Below are 19,297 nucleotides of genomic sequence, written 5' to 3' on the forward strand. Positions count from 1 at the left end.
CGATCCCGACGCCCTTCCCGTCATGCCGATACAAGATGTTGGGTGGTGGGTCAATGCGCCGTCGGGACAACGGTCCGAGGAAGGGAAGAGCACATGGCGTGGGACGAGTGGGAGCAGGCCAAGGCACAGGTGGAGGCGCGGCACGCGGCGCGCACCCAACTGAATCAAGCGCCTGCCGGTGTCGGCGCGGCGGGTGGGCAGGGGGACTTGGTGGTTACCCAGGACGATCTGGGAGCCGTCGGTCATGATGCCTTCGTCCTCCACGGGCGGCTCGGCAGGCAAGGGGACATAGCCGGTGCGGGTGCGGGCAAGGACGGGACCGGAACCACGATGCAGGCGGCCGCGTCGCTGAAAACTCACAGCTTCGCCACCGGCCCGGTTCTGGAGCTGGCGGTGGAACTGTGGACTACCCGCACGAAAACGCTCTTGCAGGCCTGTGCCCACATTTCCAATCATCTGGACTTCACCAAGAAGTCGCACGCGCAGGATGACGCGGACATCGCCGCGTCCTTCCGTGGCCGCGACGGGTCACCCGTGCCCGTTTCTCGACTCAATGAATACTTCAGGTAGGAACCGGGGCACGGGCGATGGCGTGAATGCCCACCTCCCGTATGGAGAACATCAAGATTGAATCCGACTCCACGGCGTGCAGCGGACGCCCGCCTAGCATCACCACCGGAAGCATGCTGAAGGGCGCTCCCCTTCGGGAACGCTGGGGATGCCGGGGGAGATCGTGGCGCTCAGTTTCGAGGACCTTTACCAACTGCCGCTGGGTACTCTGAAGTCGGCGGTGGACGACTGGAAGAGGATGGCCTCGCAGCTGACGACGCTGGCGGCCGATGCCCGGGACACCATGCGGGCCAGGTCGGACAAGGCTGTCTGGTCCGGGGTCAACGCAGACGTGTCGAAGCCCTTCATAGCCAAGACGGCCAAAGAGTTCGACGATCTCGCGAAGTCGGCCAAAGCAGCGGCGCAGGTCATGGGCGAGGGATACTCGGCTTTCAAGAAGGCTCAGGACAATCTCAAAAAGATCGTCGACACGGAGGCTCCGCAACGCAAGGTGATCGTGAGCCCCACAGGCACCGTCAGGGCCAGGGAGCCGATCGCTGAATCGGTTGACGCAGCAGCCAAGAAGGACCCCGAATACCACCGGTCGGTCCACCAGGAGCAGCAGAACATCGGCTACATCGAGGACCGGATCCGCGCGGTCCTCGATGAGGCCGATCAGGCCGATCAAGATGTCGCGAAGACCATGCGCGCCAATCTGGGGGATGACCCGCACCAGGCGAACCCGCCCAAGTACGCCAGTACAGGCGACATGCACGCCGCGCGCGCTGTCGAGATCGCCGCGAAGGGTGACGGCGCAACCGATGCGGAGCTCAGGCAGCTTGGTCGCATCATGCACGATCACCGGGACTCGCCCGACTTCGCGACGGGGTTCTACCAGCGCCTCGGGCCTGAGCGCAGCGTGGAGTTCTTCGCCGATCTGACGCTTCACTCCGAAGGGGACGGCAAGGTCAGAATCGCTGCCGTCCAGGCACTGCAGAAGGAACTCGGGTTCACTCTGGCCACGGCCACCGACCCGGACAACAAGCCGCATCTTTCGGAGAAGTGGCAGACCGATCTGCGTAAGGTCGGGTCGAGCCTCATCGACATCGACCCGGGCCGGCGCGCGAACTATCAGCCCTACGGCTACCAGGTTCTGAGCAACATCCTCCGGTACGGCGAGTACGACCGGCGCTTCCTGACCCCCATCGCGGAGCATGCGGCACAACTGCACGCCGCGGACCCGAATAAATGGGAGCGCAACACACCGGCCAACGAGCCCTACATCGGGCTGAGCCTCAACCCCTCCGGGCAGGGGGGCGCAAGCGGTTTCAATCCGATGACCGGAATCCTGGAAGGCCTGGGGAACAGCCCCGAGGCCTCGAAGGACTTCTTCGACGGCAAGATGACGCCGTATTCGCTGGACGGCCAGAAGATGGACAAGGCATATTTCGAGCGCGAGGTCGGGGGCGGCTACAGCGCGGAGAATCTCGCCAACTGGAACCTGCGCGAGGACTCCGATGGCAACGTGTGGCTCAAGGACCTCAAGCCGACGCACGGTATCGACGGCAAGACGCACGCCGACTACTTCGACATGTTCACCGACAAGGACTACCCCTGGTTCGACGACCGCTCGGAGGACACCCCGCAGATCGGTGACGGAGATGCCCAGGACGCCTGGGACAAAGCAGCGGAGAAGGCCAAGTCGTCCGGCCCCGACGCGCTCGGCCATGCACTCGAATCGGCGGTATCGGGGCGCGCATACGACGACGACACCAGCAAGCCCGTTCCGCACTCCGAGGAACAGGCGCAGCTCATGCACCGGGTGGTGGAGAAGTTCGGGAGCGACCCCGGCAACGACCTCATCGCTGTCAAGCCGGACGGCAAGAGCGGGATACTCGCCCCCATGAACGACAGCCTCGGCGATATGACTGCCGAATACATGCGGGACTTCCAGAAGGGCATGGGTGGATCCCGCATCGAAACACACGGCTCGGACGCCGACCTGGCGGATCTCAACGGCGGACCCCTGCTGAACTTCCTCAGCAGCGTCGGGAAGGACCCCGACGCCTACGGCGCCATCGTCAACGCCCAGCAGGCCACGACGACCGACCTCATGAACGAGGTGGCCCACACCTACGTCGACGGGGGCAGGCGGCAGGACTTCGGCGACGTGCGACAGGAAGTGGAAACCTTCACCAAGCCGGGGGCGACCATCGCCGGCATCGTCTCGGAGGCCCGCGCCGAAGCGATGTACATAGAGAAGACCGCAGGTGACAAAGCCTTCAACGACGGCCTCGCGGACGGCACGAAATGGGCCGACCGGGGGTTCGGTCTCCTCAGCAAGCCACTGGAGGCCACGGCGGTCGGGGCACCACTGGCCTGGGTCGTCGAAGACATCAAGGAGGGCGTTATGGATTCGTATGAACACGATAAGTCCGGGGAAGGCAAGGAAGACGCCGACGACTACCTCGAACGGCAGCGCGCCGCAAGTTCCGAGGCAGCCAGAAGGGCAGCGGCCCTTGGAGCCAAAGAAGCCGGCCTCTCGACCACCGAGCAGGACAAATTCGGCGACGACGCGTCCAACGAGGCGAACGCCGGATACGACGAAGGCGTCGGCAGGGGAGCCGGCTTCAATACTGGCCCGAAGGGTGGGGGAAAATAGATGCCAGAAGCATCGGAATCCGCTGCGATGCCGTCGCGGTCACGCCGACGCATCGTCCCCATCGTCTGCGCAGCACTCATTCTCACGGGCGGTGGCGCATGGTGGTGGACAGCCACCCATTCGACCACACCGATCCCAGAGCGCATCTGCGGCGGAGCACTCCCAGGGAAACCGGCGACTGAGTTGTTCCTCGAGAACGACATCGACTACTCGGAAGACGCCGACAACGCCATAGGCACACGCCCGCCCACGGGGCGCCACGGCTGGTGTACCGCCAGGTCTGGCGGAACGTCCCTCAGCTTCGAGTACGGGCACAGCGGACAAAACACCCCCCACTCCATATCCCAGCGGATAGCCGAACCCGGTCGCATCCCCATCCGGCTCGGCGAATCCAGGGGCTACACAAGCGACCGGGAAGCGGGGCTGTTCTTCAGCGGATGCTACGGAGATACCGGTCGCCTAAAACTCCTCACCCTCAAAGTCTCCCTCAACAACCCCGACCCGGTAAAAAGCGACGACGCGAAAAAGCTTCTCGCCCAGCTGGTCGCAGACCAGGCACGTTACGTCGCCACCGAACTCGAATGCCCCACCGCCGACACCATCCCCCCAGGTCCCCCCACCATCGGATGAGTGCGGAGCGACTCCGTGCGACCCCGAGCCCGCCGTCATGGACCCCGGGCCCCGGCTGAGGGGATCCACCGGAACCCGGGGCGCTGGAGGAGGACCCCGGAGGCCCTGGAGGCTTACGGGAGGCTCAGAAGCCCCCGCCGTCGAAGCCGCCGCCCCCGAAGCCGCCGCCGTCGCCGAAGCCGCCCCCGCCGAAGCCGGAGGAGTCGAAGTCGGAGCCGGAGGCGTCGCCGCCGCCCCAGTCGCCGCCCGCGCCGCCGCCGAAGTCACCGCCGCCGTACTCGGAGGCGTACGCGGGGGTGGCGAGCATCGAGCCGAGCATGGTGCCGACCAGGAGGCCGGGGAGCAGGCCGCCGCCGAAGTAGCCGCCGGCCCAGGGGCCGTACGCCGGGCCCGCTTCCCAGTACGGGCGGCGGTTGCCGTCGCCGACGTCGACCGTACGGCTCATGGGGTCCTCGCCCTGGCCGAGCCGGGCCTCGTCCGCGCCGCAGACCGGGACCTCGCGGGCCGCGCCGCCGGACGGGGTCCAGAGCACGTCGGCGACCGAGGGGCCGTGGCGGGGGTCGAAGAAGCACGGCGGGCGGCGGGCCGGTAGCTCCGTGCCGGCGCGGCGGGCCTCCAGGACCGCGAGGGAGTAGCGGCCGTCCTCCAGGGACTGGGTGACTCCGCGTACGTCCGAGGGGTGCGTGGCCCGGTCCATCTTGGTCTTGGCGCTCTCGTAGGAGTCCAGGGCCCGTTCGTAGTCGGCGCGCATGGTGTCGTCCGCGCCCTTCTCGGCGGGGTGGAAGTCCAGGCGCTCCAGGGTTTCGCCGTACGCGGTGATGTCCTCGTCCACGACGACCCGGAGCTTGTCGAGGGCGGCGCGCTCCTCTTCCTCCTTGCGGAGCTTGTTGCGGCGGGAGATCGCGTACGCGCCCGCGCCGCCCGCCGCGACGAGTGCGCCGAGGGTGATCAGGCCGCCGACCGGGGCCCCGGACTCGTCGGACGCGCCTCCGCCGCCGGACCAGGAGGCGGGGGCGGTGCCCCGGGCCTGTTCAACGGCGCGGTCGACGAAGGCGTTGAGCTGGGCGTCGGCGTTGCCGGCGGTGGTGGGGTTCTCCACGGCGGCGGTGAGGTTCTCGACCGCCCGGGTGGGCATGACCTGCGGGTCCGCGCCCGCGTCGAAGCCGTCGCCGAGGCGTATCGCGTAGACGCCGGTGATGCCGGTGTCGTTGCGCAGGGTCGGGAGCAGGCCTTCCTCGGGGAAGGCGGGGGTATCGGGGAGGACGGCCACGAACACCGGCTTGTCGGCGTCCGTGATCTTGTTCTCCAGGGCCTTCTCGTCAGCGACGGAGAGCTGATCGCGAGCGCCCGGGTCCACGTAGACCGGGTCGTCGCGCAGGGCCTGGGCAGCTTCCTGCGGGGTCGCGGCGGGCGCGGCCGACGCGGGGGAGGTCAGGGCGAGAGCCGCCGCTGCGAGGATGAGCAGCAGGCCCGCCAGCAGCGCGGGGAAAAGCCTTTTCCTCATACTTAACGCTACTCCAGGCGGGCGACGAACGCCGTCGCCCACCCGGAGTCACGCTTCTCAGGCGGCTCGGTACGCCGTGCGCAGCTTGGCCACGGCGCCGGTCAGATCACCGGTGAGCAGCAGGTGGTCCGCTTCCGCGAAGGGCTGGGAGACCGCCTGGGAGAACTTCCCGTTGATCTTCTGCTGGACCAGCAGCCGGGCCCGGTCCACGATCGCCTTGCCCGCCGGGGTCTTCCCCAGGTGCGCCTTCTCGGCGACCTGGGCGGCGACGGCTAGGGCCGCGAGGGTCAGCTCGCCGCCGGCCGGGGGCTTCTTCAGGGTGGTCAGGCCCCAGCCGTACGGGAACTGCGGGTCGTAGGCCGCGTCCCCGACGTTGATCGGGAGCTGGGCCTCCGCCTTCGGCCAGGTGACCGGGAGCTGTCCGGTGAAGGCGCGCTTGCCGTAGAGCACGTCGGCCACGCCGTCGCCCTCGGAGCCCGGCAGCCAGGAGGCGACCAGGGCGTCGATGTCCCCGAGCCGGTCCCCGATGAGCTGGGGACGGCCCGAGACGATGAGGACCGCGCACTTCATGGCCGCGCACACCTTGTCCACGGCTGCCTGGTCGGCGGCGTTGAGCTCCAGGTCGTGGCCGTTGCCGACGTCCCCGATGCCTTCGGCGTACGGGGTCTCACCGACGACCACCACCCCGACGTCGTAGCCGTCCGTGGCGGCCGAGGCGTCGCGCGAGTAGGTCACGGCCTCCGGGGTCCTCGCCGCCTTCTTCATGCCCTCCAGGATCGTCGTGCCGGTGGTGGTCTTCCCGGAGGAGCCCTGCCAGCTGATGGTCCAGCCGCCGGCCTGGTTGCCGATGTCGTCGGCGTTGGACCCGGCGACGTAGACCTTCTGGCTCGGCTTGAGGGGCAGGACCGCGCCCGTGTCCTTGTCGCCGTTCTTCAGCAGGACCTGGGACTTGGCGACCGCCTCGCGGGCTACCGCGCGGTGTTCGGCCGAGCCGACCTTGTCGAGGTGGGTGGTGTCCGCGTACGGCTTCTCGAAGAGGCCGAGGCGGAACTTCTGGGTGAGGATGCGGGCGACCGCGTCGTCGATGCGGGCCCGGCTGATCCGGCCCGCCGCGACCTCGTCCTTCAGGGTCCTGGTGAAGTCCTGGTACGCGGTCGGGACCATGATCATGTCGAGTCCGGCGTTGACCGACGTACGGACGTCGCTCGGGTAGTCGCCGGGGATCTGGTCGATGGCCTGCCAGTCGCTGATGACGAAGCCCTCGAAGCCCATCCGGTCCTTGAGGACGCCGTTGATCATCTCGGCGTGGGCGTGCATCTTCACCGGGCCCTGGTCGTCGCCCAGGATGTCGAGGGAGGAGTACGAGGGCATGATCGTGCCGACGCCCCGCTTCACCGACTCCTCGAACGGCGACAGGTGGACGGCTTCCAGCTCCTGGCGGGTGACCTTGGTGATGCCCTGGTCGGTCGTGTACGAGCCGGTGGTCGAGGAGCCGAACCCGGTGCCGCCGTCGCCGACGAAGTGCTTGGCGCTGCCGAGCACCTTGTCGTTGCGGTGCAGGTCCTTGCCGGACGGGCTGCCCTGCATGCCCTGGATGACCGTCTCCATGGCCTCGACCAGCGCCGGGTCCTCGCCGAACGCCTCGTAACCGCGGCCCCAGCGCTCGTCACGGGTGACGCAGACGCAGGGCGCGAAGTCCCATGGGACGCCGGTGGAGCGGACTTCCTTCGCGGTGATCGCGCCGGTCTTCTCGGCGCTCTTCGGTTCGCGGCCCGCGCCGATGCCGATGTTGTGCGGCATGATCGTCGCGCCGACGACGTTGTTGTGGCCGTGCACCGCGTCCACGCCGTAGATCAGCGGGATCTGGAAGCGGGTTGCCTGGGCCCGCAGTTGGTAGGCGTCGACCATCTTGGCCCAGGCCGCCGCCGTGTTGGGGGTGGGGACCGAGCCGCCGCCGGAGAGCAGCGAGCCCAGGTCGTAGGCGGCGATGTCCCCGGGGCTGCGGAGCGCGTTGCGCTCGGCCTGGGTCATCTGGCCGGCCTTCTCGGCGGGCGAGAGGCGTCCCAGCAGGTCCGCCACCCGCTGCTTCACGGGCAACTCGGCTTTCTGGTACGGGAGTCCGTGGGCGTCGATGACGACCTGCGGGTTCTCCCGGGGGGCCTTCGCTCCGGTGACGGTCAGCTCCAGCGGGATCGTCCTGGCCTCGGAGGGCTTCGACGCCTTCGCGGTGCGGACGGTGACCTTGTGGGTGGTGCCGGACGCGGTGCCCGCCGGGAAGGTGTGGCTGCCGTTGACCGGGGTGTAGTCCTTGCCCGCCTCGGCCGTGCCGCCCTGGGTGGCGTACGTGACGGTGACGGGCTCCTCGGTCGGGACGGAGCCGGTGGTGGCGACGGAGAGCGTGATGTCGGCGTCGGCGCCGTTCTTCACCGGGCGTACGGCCGTGTCGGTGACGAGGCTCGCGGTGAGCGCGGGGTCCGCCTTGCCGTACAGCTCGACGGCGTCCATCGCGAACTCGCCGGGCGCGCCGCCGGGCAGGGTGACGGCGTAGCCCCACATCTCGTTGAGGCCGAGCACCTGGTCGATGCCGCCGACGGGCTGGTAGTCGGCCCGGTAGACGAAGTCCGCGAACGGGATCTCGACGAGGTGCCAGCCCTCCCAGTCGTCGGTGAAGGAGGTGGTCCACAGCTCGGACGCGCCGCCGTTCGCGCCGCCGTCCTTGATCTCGAAGTTGATCTTCTTGCCGGAACCGGGCGGCAGGGGTGCGGTGTTCTGGCCGTACCACCAGAAGCGGATGCCCTGGTGGGCGGTCCAGTTCTGCGGCGGGGTGGCCACGGCGAACTCGTGGCTGAAACCCCCGTACGCGCTGATGTCGTAGGAGCCTTCGAGGACCTGCTGGCCCTCGGGGGCGTCCGCGCGCTCGGCCAGCTTCAGCTGCGGGTGGTCGTCCGCGTCGCCGCCCCAGGTGAAGATCGCGTCGGCGGGCGGCTGGCCGCCGAGCGGCACCTCGCCCTCGAAGCGGTCGATCAGGACGGGGGCGGGTTCGTCGGCGGCGGCAGCGGGGCCGGTGGCCGATCCGGCGAGCAGGGTGGCCAGGACGGCAGCGGCGGCGAAAGCGGCGGTCGCGGGTCTGCTTCTGCCCCTTCGGGGGCGGAGGTGCGGGGTGCGGGACATTTTTGGGAGCGCTCTCTGTCGAGGGACGGGGGTGACGGGGGTGCGGAACGTGGTGACGGATCAGGGGTGCCGGCGTGTCACGCGGTGCTGACGCGCCAGGCGGTGCCGGCCCGCGTCATACGATGCCGACGCGCGCCATACGGTGCCGGCGCTTCACGCGTTGCCGTCGCGGGTGAGGCGGATCGTGTCGCGGTACCACTTGGCGCTGTCCTTGAGCGTGCGGGCCTGGGTGGCGTAGTCGACGCGGACGATGCCGAACCGCTTGTCGTAGCCGTAGGCCCACTCGAAGTTGTCCATCAGCGACCAGGCGAAGTAGCCCCGGACGTCCGCTCCTTGGGCGCGGGCGGCGACGACGGCGTCGATGTGGTCGGCGAGGTAGGCCGTGCGGTCGGCGTCGGGGACGGAGCCGTCGGCGGCGACCGTGTCGTCGAAGGCCGCGCCGTTCTCCGTGATGACGGTCGGCAGCCCGTAGTCGTGCTCCAACCGCACGAGCAGATCGGTGAGTTCGGTCGGGGTGATCTCCCAGTCCATCGCGGTGCGCGGCAGATCGCGTTCCACGACACGGGTGACGGGCAGCCCCTCGGCGTCGGTGGTCGAGCCGTCCTCGGTGACGCCGGAGAACTGCATGCCCCGGTAGAAGTTGACGCCGAGAACGTCGAGCGGGGCGGCGATGGCTGCCATATCGCCCTCCCTGACCGGGAGTTCGATCTGTTGTGCGGCCAGGTCCGCGACGGTGTCCTCGGGGTAGCGGCCGCGCGCGAGCGGGTCGAGGTAGAGGCGGGTGCCCATGCCGTCGGCGCGGCGGGCCGCCTGCCGGTCGGCCTCGCTGCCGGTCTCGGGCGTTGCGGTGCCGAGGTTGAGGGTGATGCCCAGCTCCAGCGGGTCGCCCCCGGCCGCGTCCCGCAGCGCGCCGGCCGCCAGACCGTGGCCCAGGAGCAGGTGGTGGACGGCGGCCATGGCGTCGCCCAGGTCGCGGCGGCCCGGGGCGTGCACCCCGTAGGCGTAACCGAGCATCGCGGAGCACCAGGGCTCGTTCAGCGTGGTCCAGTGCTCGACCCGGTCACCGAGGGCCTCGTACGCGAGGGCGGCGTACTCCGCGAAGCGCAGGGCGGTGTCCCGTACGGGCCAGCCGCCCGCGTCCTCCAGCTCCTGCGGCAGGTCCCAGTGGTACAGGGTGATCCAGGGAGTGACACCGCGCCCCTGGAGCTCGTCGATCAGCCGCTTGTAGAAGTCCAGGCCCCTGGCGTTCGCCGGGCCCCGGCCACCCGGCTGGATGCGGGGCCAGGCGAGCGAGAAGCGGTACGTGTCGACGCCGAGGCCCGCGATCAGCTCCACGTCCTCGGGCATCCGGTGGTAGTGGTCGCAGGCCACGTCGCCGTGCTCGCCGCCCTCCACCGCCCCGGGCACCCGGCAGAAGGTGTCCCAGATGGACGGGGTGCGGCCGTCCTCGGTGGCCGCACCCTCGATCTGGTACGCGGAGGTGGCGACGCCCCAGCGGAAGTCGGCCGGGAGTCCGCGTACCGGGGCCGGAGAGAGGATGCGCTGCGGGGTGGTGACGAGGTTCATCGGTCTCCGTCCGTAGGGAGGGGAGGGGCCTGGTCAGGCGTGCAGATGGCAGGCGACCGCGCGGCCGGGTCCGTCGGCGGGCGGGGCGAGCAGCGGGATCTCCGCGGCGCAGGGCGCGAAGGCCTTGCCGCAGCGCGGGTGGAAGGCGCAGCCGGTGGGCATCGCGGAGAGGTGGGGCGGGGAGCCCGGGATGCCGGTCAGCTCGCGGCGCGGGCCGTGGAGGGCGGGGAAGGAGTGCAGGAGCCCGTCGCTGTAGGGGTGACGGGGGTCGCGGTAGATCTCCGCCGCACCCGCCTGCTCCACGATGCGGCCCCCGTACATGATCGCGATCCGGTCCGAGAATTCGATCAGGAGGGAGATGTCGTGGGTGATGAACACGACCGAGAAGTTCAGCTGTTCCCTCAACTGGACGAGCCGCCGCAGGATCTGCCGCTGCATGACGACGTCGAGCGCGGTGGTCGGCTCGTCCATGATGACGATCTCGGGTTCCAGGGCGAGGGCCATCGCGATCATCACGCGCTGGCGCATGCCGCCGGAGAGCTGGTGCGGGTAGGCGGCGAGCCGGTCGGCGGAGATGCCGACCAGGCTGAGCAACTCTTCTGCTCGTCCGGTGCGTTGGCGCTTCTTCAGCTCGGGGCGGTGCGCGGCGAGGACGTCGGTGAGCTGGCTGTGGACGGTGTGGACCGGGTTGAGGGAGTTCATCGCCCCCTGGAAGACGATGGACAGCTCCTGCCAGCGGAAGGCGCGCAGCTGGTCCGGGGCGAGGGAGAGGATGTCGACGCGGTCGCCGCCCGGCCGGTGGTAGTGGACCTCTCCCCCGGTGATGACGCCGGGCGGGGAGAGCAGCCGGGTCACCGCGTACGCGAGGGTGGACTTCCCGGAGCCCGACTCCCCTGCCAGGCCCAGGACTTCGCCCCGGTGCAGGGTGAGGTCGATGTCGCGCAGGGCGTGGACGGCGTGCGCGTCGGTGCCGTAGTCGACGTTGAGTCCGCTGATGGTCAGGACCGGCTCGGCGCTCATGGGCGCGGCTCCTTGCTGCTGTTCTGCCCGGGGTGGCCCGTACCGGGAGACTTCCGGGCCACGGGGGTGAAGCCGACGCGCATCTTCACCTTCCGGGAGGATCCGGTGGCGGTGCGCAGGCGGGGGTTGACGAACTCGTCGATGCCGAAGTTGATGAGGGCGAGCGCGGTGCCCAGCAGGGCGATGCACAGGCCGGCCGGGACGAACCACCACCAGGCTCCCTGGGCGAGGGCCTGGTTGGACTGGGCCCAGAAGAGGACGGTGCCCCAGTTCCAGTGGGAGATGTCGGCGACGCCGATGAAGGCGAGGGTGATCTCGGTGAGGACCGCGAAGATGACCGTGCCGACGAATCCGGAGGCGATGACGGCGGTGAGGTTCGGCAGGATCTCGAAGAGGATGATGCGCGGGGTCGACTCGCCGGTGGCGCGGGCGGCCTCCACGTAGTCGCGGCGGCGCAGTGACAGCGTCTGGGCGCGCAGGATCCTCGACCCCCAGGCCCAGGAGGTCAGGGCGATGGCGACGGCGATGACGATGTCGCCGGTGTCGGGGACGAAGCTCGCGACGATGATGATCAGCGGGAGTCCCGGCAGCACCAGGAAGATGTTGGAGAGCGCCGAGAGGATCTCGTCGACGGCCCCGCCGAGGAATCCGGCGCTGACCCCGATGAGGACGGACAGGGCGGTCGCGATGACGGCGGCGAGCAGCCCGACGACGAGGACCCCGCGGGTGCCCACGAGGATCTGCGAGAAGACGTCCTGACCGGTGTGCGTGGTGCCGAACCAGTGCTCGCCGGACGGCGGTTGGAGCAGTTGGTCGCTCATGGCGTCGGGGTCGTACGGGGCGAGCCACGGTCCGGCGACGGCCAGCAGGACGAAGAACGCCAGGATGATCAGGCCGGTGCGGGTCTTCCCGCCGCGCAGGAACCGGAGCCGGGCCCGGCGGGTGGGGGCCACGGGCGGGGGCGCGCCGTCGAGGACGGCTGCGTCGGTGGCGGTGATGGACATGCCCTATGCCTCCTTCCGGGTACGGGGGTCGAGGGCGGCGTAGACGAGGTCGGCCAGCAGGTTCGCGGCGAGGACGGAGAGCGTGATGATGAGGAAGACGCCCTGCATCAGGGGGTAGTCCTTGGCCCCGACCGCCTGGAGCAGCTGGAAGCCGATGCCCGGGTAGGTGAAGACCATCTCGACGAGCAGGGTGCCGCCGACGATGAAGCCGAGGGAGAGGGCGAAGCCGGAGATGTTGGGGAGGACCGCGTTGCGAGCGGCGTAGCCGAACATCACCCGCCGCTCGGACAGGCCCTTGGCCTGCGCCACCACCACGTAGTCCTCGGAGGAGACGGTGACCATCATGTTCCGCATGCCGAGGATCCAGCCGGCCACCGCGCTGAGGACGATCGTCACGCCGGGCAGGACCGCGTGGTAGAGGGCGCTGGAGATGAACGGCCAGTCGAAGGCCGGGACCAGGGCGTTGTCGTAACCGCCGGAGTTGGGGAACAGCGACCACTTCTCGGCGAACACGGCGATGGCGACCAGGCCCAGCCAGAAGTACGGGATGGAGGAGATGAAGGTGGTGACCGGCAGCAGCCCGTCCAGCCAGGAGCCGCGCTTCCAGCCGCTGTAGACGCCGATGCCGGTGCCGAGGACGAAGCTGATGAGCGTGGTCGTGCCGACCAGGGCCAGCGTCCAGGGCAGGGACTGGCCGATGACCTCGCTGACCGGGGTGGGGAAGAAGGTGAAGGAGAGGCCGAGGTCGCCGTCGAGGAGGTGGGCCCAGTAGTCGGTGTACTGCTGCCACATCGACTGCTGCTCGTCGAGGCCGAACAGGGCCTTGAGCGAGTCGATGGCCTTGGTGTCGAGCTGCCCCTGGTAGCGGCTGAGCAGGGCCTGGATGGGGTCGCCGGGCATGAGCCGGGGGATGAGGAAGTTGATGGTGATCGCGGCCCACGCGGTGACGGCGTAGAAGGCGAGGCGCTGGAGGAGGTACTTCACCGGGTGGCCTCCTTCGCGGTCGGGGTGCCTGCGGCCGGGGTGCCTGCGGCCGGGGTGCCTGCGGCCGGTTGGCCTGTGGCCGGGGTGCCTGCGGTCTGGGTGCCTGCGGCCGGTTGGCCTGCGGTCGGGGTGTCCGCTGCCGGGCTGTCCGCTGCCGCAGCCGTCGCCGTGCCGCTGACGCCCCCGGGCCGGTCCGTGGGGTGCGCCGCCGCGCCCTCGTACAGCCAGCAGGCCGCCCACTGGCCCTCGGGCAGGTCGAAGCGGGGCGGAGGTTCGGTGCGGCAGCGCTCCATCGCCTGCGGGCAGCGGGGGTGGAAGCGGCAGCCGGCGGGCGGGGTGATCAGCGAGGGCGGCTCGCCGGTGCCGGTCTCCTCCTGTTCCTCCTCGGCGACGATCCGGTCCGGGTCGGGCGCGGAGGCGATCAGGAGCTGGGTGTAGGGGTGGGCGGGGTGCTGGGTGACGCGCTCGCTGTCGCCGCCCTCGACGATCCGGCCCGCGTACATCACGAGGGTGGTGTCGGCGAAGTAGCGGGCGGAGGCGATGTCGTGGGTGATGTAGAGGATCGCCAGGTGGAGGCGTTTCTTGAGGTCGCGCAGCAGGTTGAGGACGCCGAGCCGGATCGATACGTCGAGCATCGAGACGGGTTCGTCGGCGAGGAGGACCTGCGGGTCCGCGCCGAGCGCCCGGGCGATGGCGACGCGCTGGCGCTGCCCGCCCGACAGCTCGTGCGGGAACTTGTCCAGGAACTGCTGGGCAGGGGTCAGCTGGACCCGGTTCAGCAGGGCGGCCAGGTTCTCCTCCAGCTCCGCCTCCCCGCTGCCCGCCCGGCCGTGGATCTTCAGGGCGCGGGTCAGGTGGTAGCGCACGGTGTGCACCGGGTTCAGCGAGGCGAACGGGTCCTGGAAGATGAGCTGGACCCGGCGGACGTAACGGCGGAAGGACCGGCCACGACCGGCCACCACCGGCTCCCCGCCCAGCCGTATCTCGCCCGAGGTGAGCGGATGGAGCTGGGCGAGCAGCCGGGCGACGGTGGACTTGCCCGAGCCGGACTCCCCCACCAGGGCCGTGACGGTCCCGCGTCTCAGCCGGAGCGAGACGTCGTCGACGGCGTGGACGCTGCGGCGCTCGCGGGCGAACAGGTCGCGGGCGGTGCGGCGCAGGGGAAAGTGTTTGGTGACTCCGCGCGCTTCGAGCACCACGTCGGTGCCGGTGGGCGCGGGCTCGGAGCCGGTCCGCGTGATCTCGGAGCCGGTCCGCGCGTGCTCGGGCTGATCGCTGGTCATGGCCGGTTTCCCGTCTTCTTCCCGTCCGGTCTTTCCCCGTGCCTACTTGGTGGAGGGCTTGAGGTTGAGCACGATCTCCAGCGCGGTCCGCTGGGTGTGCTGCGGCGGGGCGTAGGGGTTGGCCTCGGTGGGCCAGCCGATCCAGTTCTTCGTGGAGTACTCGGCCCCGATGGGCGCGGCGGCCGTCGGGATCATAGGGGCCTGCTCGACGAAGATCTTCTGCAGGGTGTCGAGGGCCTTGGTGCGGGCGGCGTCCCCGGTGGCGTTGGCGTACTCCTTCAGCGCGGCCGTCGCCTCGGGGTTCTTGAAGCGCCCGAAGTTGCCCGCCTGGGAGCTCTTGCCGATGGGCTGGGCGATCGCCCCGTCCATGATGTTCTGGTACATGTCGTAGGGGGTGGCGCCGCTGTTGGTCCAGTGCAGGGTGGCGTCGAAGTTGCCGTTGGCCACGTCGGTGCCCCAGGCCTCGGCGGTCTGGGTCTTCACCTTGGCCTCGATGCCGATCTCCTTGATGTTGTCCTTGATGATCGCGAGCCCGGTGATGTAGTCGTTCCATCCGGCCGGGTCGGTGAAGGTGAGCTTCACCGGCTTGCCGCCCGGGTCGTTGAGCACGCCGCCGCTGAGCGTGAACCCGGCCTCGGCGAGCAGCTTCTTGGCCCCGGCCACATCGGGCTTGGTGGTGGCGTCCTCGTACTCGGGGGCGAGGAAGGGTTCACCGGCGGGGAGCGGGATGCCGGTGGGGTTGGTGATCTCCGGGTAGAGCGTGGCCTGTGCCTGGACGTGGATGGCCTTGCGGTCGACGACCATGGCCATCGCCTTGCGCAGGGCCGGGTTGTCGAACGGCTTGCGGGTGGTGTTGAACCACAGGCCGTGGATGCCGAGGCCGGAGGGGAACCAGAGCTGGTGGTTCTCGGGGTCCTTGTCGATGAACAGCTGCTTGTGGTTCGGCATGAAGACGAAGGACCACTCCATCTTGCCGGTGGCCAGGGCGGTGGTGGCGGCGCTGTTGTCGTTGTAGGCGGTGTAGCGCAGCTCCTTGACCTTGGTGTCGCCGTTCCAGTACGTCGGAGTGGCGGTCAGGGTGGTGGTCTGCGGGGTGAACGTCTTGAGCTTGTACGGTCCGGAGCCGACCGGGGTGCGGTTGGGCCAGGTCTCCGGGTTGTCGACCTTCTCCCAGATGTGCTTGGGCACGATGAAGGTCTGGATGATCTTGTTCTGGTTGACGAACTGGCTCTCCTTGAAGGTCAGCACGACCTGCTTGCCCTTCACCGCGATCCCGTCGAAGGGAACCCCGTCGCCGTTGAGCGCCGGATGCTTCTTCAGCAGGTTGAAGGTGAACTCCACGTCGGCGGCGGTCAGGGGCTTGCCGTCGGCCCACTTGGCCCGCTCGTCCAGGGTGAAGGTGACCTCGGTGAAGTTGTCCTTCCAGGCCCATTCGGTGGCGAGCCAGGGGTCGGCCTTCTCGGTGGGCCTGATCATGTTCGTCATCGCGAGCGGCTCGTAGATCATGTGGCGGTAGCCGAGGACCGCTCCGGCCGAGGTGGTGAGGAAGGGGTTGCTGTTGTTCGTCTGCGGCCCGTCCGGCTTGCCCAGGGTCAGCACCCCGGCGGCCCCGCCGCCCTTGTTGGCACCCGAGTTGGCGTTCGAGCAACCGGCGGCGAGCGCCACCACGACGGTGGCTGCGGCGACCGCTCTGAGGGTGGTGCGACGGCGTACGGACATGGCGACTCCAGGAAGGGGCTGCCGGGTCTGGGAGATCCCGGCGGGCGGAAGGGTGCGGGGGCGGGGTGCGGCCGGGCGGCCGGGTCCGTCACGGCGCCGAGTGGCGCACGACCAGTTCGGTGGGCAGCACGGCCGGTCCGTCCGGTACGGGCGTGCCGCCGAGGTGGGAGAGCAGCATCCGGGCCGCCGTCTCGCCCATCCGGCGGGTGGGCTGGCGCACGGTGGTCAGCGGGGGTTCGGTGTGTTCGGCCATCGGGATGTCGTCGAAGCCGACGACGGCGATGTCGTCCGGGACCCGGCGTCCGGCGGCCCGCAGGGCGCGGAGCACGCCCGCCGCGCTGATGTCGTTGTGCGCGAAGACGGAGTCGAACGCCACGCCGCGCGCGAGGAGTTGCTCGACGGCGAGCCGGCCGCCGCGTTCGGTGAAGTCCCCCTCGACGACGAGATCGGTGGGCAGGACCGAGCGGAATCCGCCCAGCCGGTCCCGCACGCAGCCGAAGTGCTGGGGGCCGGTCAGGACCAGGGGCCGGGAGCGTCCGGCGGCGTGCAGGTGGCGGGCCGCGGACGCGCCCCCCTCGTGGTTGGTGGTCACGACGGAGGGGAATTCGGGGTGGTGGCCGCGGTCGTCGATGAGCACGATCGGCAGGCCGTCGCGGTGCAGTTCGGTGAGGTGGCCGAGGGTGTTCTCGGGCTCCACGACGACGAGCCCGTCGAAGGCGCGCGCCGACACCTGGCTGGTGAAGCGCTGGACGGACTCGGCCCCGCGGTTGCAGGTGAACAGCAGCAGCCCGTAGTCGGCGGCCTCGACGGTGTCGACGACGCCCTGGAGCAGTTCGCCCATCCACGGCCAGGTCAGCGAGGGCACGAGCATGCCGACCGTACGGCTGGAGCCGCGGGCGAGACCGACGGCTCCGGAGCTGGGCACGTAGCCGAGCTGTGCGATCACTTCACGAACCCGGGCGGCCGTGGAGCGGTCCACCTCGCCCTTGGTGTTGATGACCCGCGACACGGTCGTCTTGCTGACGCCGGCCTCGCGGGCGACATCGGCGATGGTGACGCGCATCTGGGCCTCCAGGGGCCGGGCAAGGCGGAAGAGGGCAGGCGGGGGCAGGGCGGGGGCATGCGGGGAGAGGCGCTTCGGTACCGGTTCCGGAACCGGTACCGGCGTTGCGGCGTGAGTTAACCGCGCTGACACAGGGCCGTCAATACTTCACGTCGAGATTGGGTGGGTCTCAACTGCCGGGCGGGCAGGCGGCGTTGTGCGTTCATCTCTTGAACGGTTCAGGGCCGCTGCTGAGACGCGAAGGAGCCGCCGCCCGATGACGGGCGGCGGCTCCTGGGCGTACGCGATCGGGCCGGGCTACTCCGTGGGCTCGACGCCCGCGCGCAGCAGTCCGTAGGTGTACGCGTCCTCCAGCGCCTGCCAGGAGGCGGCGATGACGTTCTCGGCGACCCCCACGGTCGCCCAGTCGCCGGTGCCGTCCCCGGTGGTGATGAGCACCCGGGTGGTGGACTCGGTGCCGGTGCGGCCCTCCAGGATGCGGACCTTGTAGTCGACCAGCTCCAGCTTGGCGAGCTGCGGGTAGATCCGCTCCAGGGCGACGCGCAGCGCCCGGTCCAGCGCGTTGACCGGGCCGTTGCCCTCGGCGGTCGCGACGATCCGCTCGCCCTTGGACCAGAGCTTCACGGTGGCCTCGTTGGCGTGGGTGCCGTCGGGTCGGTCCTCGACGATCGCCCGCCAGGACTCCGTACGGAAGTAGCGCCGGGCCCGGCCCTCGACCTCGCCGCGCAGCAGGAGTTCGAAGGAGGCGTCGGCGGCCTCGTAGGTGTAGCCCTGGAGTTCGCGTTCCTTGACCCGCTCCACGACCCGGCCGACCAAAGCGCGGTCGTCGCCGAGGTCGATGCCGAGCTCCTTGCCCTTCAGCTCGATGGAGGCGCGGCCGGCCATGTCGGAGACCAGCATCCGCATGGTGTTGCCGACCAACTCCGGGTCGATGTGCTGGTACAGGTCGGGGTCGACCTTGATCGCGGAGGCGTGCAGCCCGGCCTTGTGGGCGAAGGCCGAGACGCCCACGTAGGGCTGGTGGGTGGAGGGGGTGAGGTTGACGACCTCGGCGATGGCGTGCGAGATGCGGGTCATCTCGGCGAGCGCACCCTCCGGCAGCACCTTCATGCCGTACTTGAGTTCCAGGGCGGCGACGACGGGGAAGAGGTTGGCGTTGCCGACCCGCTCGCCGTAGCCGTTGGCCGTGCACTGGACGTGGGTGGCGCCGGCGTCGACGGCGGCCAGGGTGTTGGCGACGGCGCAGCCGGTGTCGTCCTGGGCGTGGATGCCGAGCCGGGCGCCGGTGTCGGCGATGACGGTGGAGACGACGGCTTGGACCTGGGCGGGGAGCATGCCGCCGTTGGTGTCGCAGAGGATGACGACCTCGGCGCCCGCCTCGTACGCGGTACGCACCACGGCCTTGGCGTACGCGGCGTTGGCGCGGTAGCCGTCGAAGAAGTGCTCGCAGTCCACGAAGACGCGGCGGCCCTGTTCGCGCAGGTGGGAGACGGTGTCGCGGACCATCTCCAGGTTCTCGTCCAGGGTGGTGCGCAGGGCCAGCTCGACATGGCGGTCATGGGACTTGGCGACCAGCGTGATCACCGGGGCGCCGGAGTTCAGGAGCGCCTTCACCTGGGGGTCCTCGGCCGCGCTGCCGCCGGCCCTGCGGGTCGCGCCGAACGCCACGAGCTGGGCGTTCTCGAACTCGATCTCCTGCTGGGCTCGGGCGAAGAACTCGGTGTCGCGGGGGTTGGCCCCCGGCCAGCCGCCCTCGATGTACCCCACACCGAAGGTGTCCAGATGACGGGCGATGGTCAGCTTGTCGGCGACCGTCAGGTTGATGCCCTCACGCTGAGCACCGTCGCGCAGTGTGGTGTCGAAGACATGGAAACTGTCGTCGGTGGCGTTGGCCTTGGTGGTCATGCTGATCTGGCTCCTGTCGGATGAGTGGATCCGGACGGTCTGGGGCGTGTTCCGGGTCCCCCGTCGTCCGCGCGAAGCGCGGGCGCGGCGGCGTTCGGTGCGTGCGATCGGCGTGCGGTGTCGCAGGTCATGTGGCGGAGCCACCTGTCCTGCGTCGCCGTGCGGCGAGCGTGCGTGCTGGGCGTCGCCGCGCAGCCGGGGGACCCGGAACACGCCCCAGTTCCACTTGCCCCCATC

The 19,297-nt window shown here is 69.8% G+C and carries 13 protein-coding genes; 3 read left to right on the plus strand and 10 right to left on the minus strand.

The window, feature by feature from the left end:
• Positions 1-93: 93 nt before the first annotated feature.
• The 3 genes from ACFWRV_RS10725 to ACFWRV_RS10735 all read left to right on the plus strand — a co-directional run bounded on the left by ACFWRV_RS10725 (position 94) and on the right by ACFWRV_RS10735 (position 3,841).
• Positions 94-570, plus strand: a complete 477-nt coding sequence (locus ACFWRV_RS10725; protein WP_384331419.1) for a hypothetical protein — start codon at positions 94-96, stop codon at positions 568-570.
• A gap of 148 nt (positions 571-718) precedes the next feature.
• Complete coding sequence (locus ACFWRV_RS10730) at positions 719-3,211, plus strand: hypothetical protein (RefSeq protein WP_384331422.1); 2,493 nt, start codon at positions 719-721, stop codon at positions 3,209-3,211.
• A gap of 183 nt (positions 3,212-3,394) precedes the next feature.
• Positions 3,395-3,841, plus strand: coding sequence for a hypothetical protein (locus ACFWRV_RS10735; protein ID WP_384331425.1), 447 nt, complete (start codon positions 3,395-3,397; stop codon positions 3,839-3,841).
• A gap of 124 nt (positions 3,842-3,965) precedes the next feature.
• Here ACFWRV_RS10735 and ACFWRV_RS10740 read toward each other — a convergent pair whose 3' ends face one another.
• The 10 genes from ACFWRV_RS10740 to cimA all read right to left on the minus strand — a co-directional run bounded on the left by ACFWRV_RS10740 (position 3,966) and on the right by cimA (position 19,060).
• Entirely contained in the window at positions 3,966-5,345 is a 1,380-nt protein-coding gene (locus tag ACFWRV_RS10740; protein ID WP_384331428.1) for a hypothetical protein, read from the minus strand.
• Positions 5,346-5,402: 57 nt separating this feature from the next.
• Positions 5,403-8,516 (minus strand): glycoside hydrolase family 3 N-terminal domain-containing protein, encoded by a 3,114-nt coding sequence (locus tag ACFWRV_RS10745; protein WP_384331431.1) that lies wholly within the window; start codon positions 8,514-8,516, stop codon positions 5,403-5,405.
• 153 nt (positions 8,517-8,669) lie between these two features.
• Positions 8,670-10,082, minus strand: coding sequence for a GH1 family beta-glucosidase (locus ACFWRV_RS10750; RefSeq protein WP_384331433.1), 1,413 nt, complete (start codon positions 10,080-10,082; stop codon positions 8,670-8,672).
• 33 nt (positions 10,083-10,115) lie between these two features.
• Positions 10,116-11,102 carry an ABC transporter ATP-binding protein gene (locus tag ACFWRV_RS10755; protein ID WP_384331436.1) on the minus strand — a complete coding sequence of 329 codons (987 nt, stop codon included), beginning with the start codon at positions 11,100-11,102 and terminating at the stop codon, positions 10,116-10,118.
• Positions 11,099-12,106 carry an ABC transporter permease gene (locus tag ACFWRV_RS10760; RefSeq protein ID WP_384331439.1) on the minus strand — a complete coding sequence of 336 codons (1,008 nt, stop codon included), beginning with the start codon at positions 12,104-12,106 and terminating at the stop codon, positions 11,099-11,101. The genes ACFWRV_RS10755 and ACFWRV_RS10760 overlap by 4 nt, the downstream gene beginning before the upstream one ends.
• A 3-nt stretch (positions 12,107-12,109) precedes the next feature.
• Positions 12,110-13,090: an ABC transporter permease gene (locus tag ACFWRV_RS10765; RefSeq protein WP_384331442.1), complete on the minus strand. Its 981-nt coding sequence runs from the start codon at positions 13,088-13,090 to the stop codon at positions 12,110-12,112.
• Positions 13,087-14,373 carry an oligopeptide/dipeptide ABC transporter ATP-binding protein gene (locus ACFWRV_RS10770; protein WP_384331444.1) on the minus strand — a complete coding sequence of 429 codons (1,287 nt, stop codon included), beginning with the start codon at positions 14,371-14,373 and terminating at the stop codon, positions 13,087-13,089. Before ACFWRV_RS10770 ends, ACFWRV_RS10765 begins: the two co-directional genes overlap by 4 nt.
• A gap of 42 nt (positions 14,374-14,415) precedes the next feature.
• On the minus strand, positions 14,416-16,092 hold the full coding sequence (locus tag ACFWRV_RS10775; protein WP_384331447.1) for an ABC transporter substrate-binding protein: 1,677 nt from the start codon (positions 16,090-16,092) through the stop codon (positions 14,416-14,418).
• An 88-nt stretch (positions 16,093-16,180) separates the two neighbouring features.
• Positions 16,181-17,155, minus strand: coding sequence for a LacI family DNA-binding transcriptional regulator (locus tag ACFWRV_RS10780; RefSeq protein ID WP_384331450.1), 975 nt, complete (start codon positions 17,153-17,155; stop codon positions 16,181-16,183).
• A 297-nt stretch (positions 17,156-17,452) separates the two neighbouring features.
• Positions 17,453-19,060 (minus strand): citramalate synthase, encoded by a 1,608-nt coding sequence (gene cimA / locus ACFWRV_RS10785; protein ID WP_384331453.1) that lies wholly within the window; start codon positions 19,058-19,060, stop codon positions 17,453-17,455.
• Between the last annotated feature and the right edge of the window lie 237 nt (positions 19,061-19,297).

The sequence above is a fragment of the Streptomyces sp. NPDC058576 genome (assembly GCF_042718715.1).
Classification (GTDB): Bacteria; Actinomycetota; Actinomycetes; order Streptomycetales; family Streptomycetaceae; genus Streptomyces.

Bases quoted from the DNA above. Each gene is read 5' to 3' on its own strand.
- ACFWRV_RS10755 (WP_384331436.1), bottom strand. From the start codon at position 11,102: ATGAGCGCCGAGCCGGTCCTGACCATCAGCGGACTCAACGTCGACTAC.
- ACFWRV_RS10780 (WP_384331450.1), bottom strand. From the start codon at position 17,155: ATGCGCGTCACCATCGCCGATGTCGCCCGCGAGGCCGGCGTCAGCAAG.
- ACFWRV_RS10770 (WP_384331444.1), bottom strand. From the start codon at position 14,373: ATGACCAGCGATCAGCCCGAGCACGCGCGGACCGGCTCCGAGATCACG.
- cimA (WP_384331453.1), bottom strand. From the start codon at position 19,060: ATGACCACCAAGGCCAACGCCACCGACGACAGTTTCCATGTCTTCGAC.
- ACFWRV_RS10740 (WP_384331428.1), bottom strand. From the start codon at position 5,345: ATGAGGAAAAGGCTTTTCCCCGCGCTGCTGGCGGGCCTGCTGCTCATC.
- ACFWRV_RS10730 (WP_384331422.1), top strand. From the start codon at position 719: ATGCCGGGGGAGATCGTGGCGCTCAGTTTCGAGGACCTTTACCAACTG.
- ACFWRV_RS10745 (WP_384331431.1), bottom strand. From the start codon at position 8,516: ATGTCCCGCACCCCGCACCTCCGCCCCCGAAGGGGCAGAAGCAGACCC.
- ACFWRV_RS10750 (WP_384331433.1), bottom strand. From the start codon at position 10,082: ATGAACCTCGTCACCACCCCGCAGCGCATCCTCTCTCCGGCCCCGGTA.
- ACFWRV_RS10775 (WP_384331447.1), bottom strand. From the start codon at position 16,092: ATGTCCGTACGCCGTCGCACCACCCTCAGAGCGGTCGCCGCAGCCACC.
- ACFWRV_RS10725 (WP_384331419.1), top strand. From the start codon at position 94: ATGGCGTGGGACGAGTGGGAGCAGGCCAAGGCACAGGTGGAGGCGCGG.
- ACFWRV_RS10760 (WP_384331439.1), bottom strand. From the start codon at position 12,106: ATGTCCATCACCGCCACCGACGCAGCCGTCCTCGACGGCGCGCCCCCG.